General features: G+C 55.3%; 1 protein-coding gene and 1 pseudogene. Both read right to left on the bottom strand.

All coding sequences use genetic code 11. The annotated features are described in order from the left end of the window. Positions 1-15: 15 nt before the first annotated feature. Positions 16-379 (bottom strand): annotated as a pseudogene (locus tag HMPREF3153_RS01435) (transposase). A gap of 1 nt (position 380) precedes the next feature. After that, on the bottom strand, positions 381-1,355 hold the full coding sequence (locus HMPREF3153_RS01440; protein ID WP_070419826.1) for a hypothetical protein: 975 nt from the start codon (positions 1,353-1,355) through the stop codon (positions 381-383). Positions 1,356-1,805: the final 450 nt, after the last annotated feature.

A 1,805-nucleotide genomic window follows, 5' to 3' on the forward strand; every position in this document is an offset into this window, starting at 1 on the left:
CATCGATGAACCGGATCATTTCCGACGTTTTGGGTCGAGTTCCGACGCGAAAAAAGCTGAAGCGGCCTTCAGCAGCTCATTAGTGTCGCGTAGCTCTTGATTTTCACGACGCAGCCTCGCGTTTTCCGCGGCCAAATCTTCAGGCACAGGTTCTGGGATGTTTCCCGCACGACGGGCCTGTTGAGTCCATTGACGGGCCGTATGCCATGAAACCCCCAGCTTTGGAGCTACTGCCTGGCACGCGGCTTGCATCGACATATTTTCTGCCAAGATGCGATCTTCCACGAGACGGACCACACGGTCCTTTGCATCCTGGTCAAATTTTCTTGGCATATTCCAGATTTTCCCATCTACTTAAACGGAACAAAACCTGGGACACTTCACTGCGCCCCTGGTGCAAGGTCTGTCTTGTAGTCAGTAAAGCGTGAGAGCACAGTATCGAGGTTGTTGCGCTCCTGTGGGCCGTGTGGGGTGGTGGCCTCGGGGCGGATAGTGTCTATCCATTGGTGTGCGCAGACATGCAGGCGGGTGGCGATAGCGTCGAGTTCCTCACGGTTGAGGAAATCCGGGACAGTGATGCCGTCTTGCTCGGTGGCCTGGTCTTTAAATAGGCCAGTAAAAACGCGAGTGGCACTGTGAGTGAAAAAGTCTGCGGTGGTCTTCCACCTGTCGTGGAACACGTCCGGGTTGGTCTCCTGGTTTCCGAAAAGTCCTGTGCGGTCGCATTCGTTGAGTGTGTCGCCCTGCAAGGTGTAGGCATTAGCGGCGAACACTGCGCGGGTGGCCGTGCTTAAGTTTCTTTCTAGTGGTTCCGTGGTGTTGATGGTCAGCCGGTAGCGCGGGCCGGTGTTTTCGTCTTGGGGGAGTATGCGGAAGCGGGTCTTAGAGCTTTCTGCGGTGAGGTATGTGCCTACAGTGTGGGTGAGGTGAACGTCTACGAGGTTTGAATCGTCGAGTTGTTCCAGCATGGTCTCTAGCAGCCGCTGGCGCGTATCAGGGCGCTTAGCGCTCACGCGGTAGCGGTGGGAGGTTAAGCCTTTGGCGTTCATGCTGTCGGCGTCGAGTGGGGTAGCAGATTGTGCGAGGTGTTCTAGTTCGTCTTTGCCCCAGCCGGGGTAGGCGGCAGTGGAGTCTAGGAAGCGGCTCCAGGTGCGGGAGTCATGCAGATTACTGTCCTGTGCTGTGGCGGTAGGGGCAGTGGGGTAGGTGTAGTTGAATCGGGTTTGGCTGTAGGCCTGCAGGATGGAAGCGCCGAGTTCTAGTGGAGAGGTGGTCTCTTGGGCTTCCAGGCGCTCTAGGATTGTTTCGAGGTTGTCTCGAAAGTTCGGGTCGTCGATGTAGCGCTTGTAGGGCACTGCCTTGCTTCCCCTGTTCCGTGGTTCTTTTTCTTTTTCTTTTCCAAGAAAGTCTAGAAGACCCAAGGGTACGTGGAGGGTTGTAGGACTGTGGTTGTTGTGGGGTGTTTGGGTGGCACCCAAATCTTTGATTTGGGCGGCAGCCCAACGAGCCGTCAGGCGAGGCGGGAGCAAGAACCGCAACCCGTAGTGAACGGTTTTGTTGGTTGATCGGCTGGGGATATAGATCTACAGGGATATAGTTATAAGCGACCTGGGAAAATAGATAAACCCGCAGGTAAAACCCTGTGGATAACTACCCCAGGGGTGGTAAATATGCGCACGAGGGGTGGTAAATATGCGCACGAGGGGTGGTAAATATGCGCACGCAGAAAACAAGGGGTGGTAAATATGCGCAGCCTGAACTGCGAAAACTCCGAGGGGTGGTAAATATGCGCACGAGGGGTGGTA

Source organism: Corynebacterium sp. HMSC06C06 (genome assembly GCF_001807295.1).
Taxonomy (GTDB): domain Bacteria; phylum Actinomycetota; class Actinomycetes; order Mycobacteriales; family Mycobacteriaceae; genus Corynebacterium; species Corynebacterium striatum.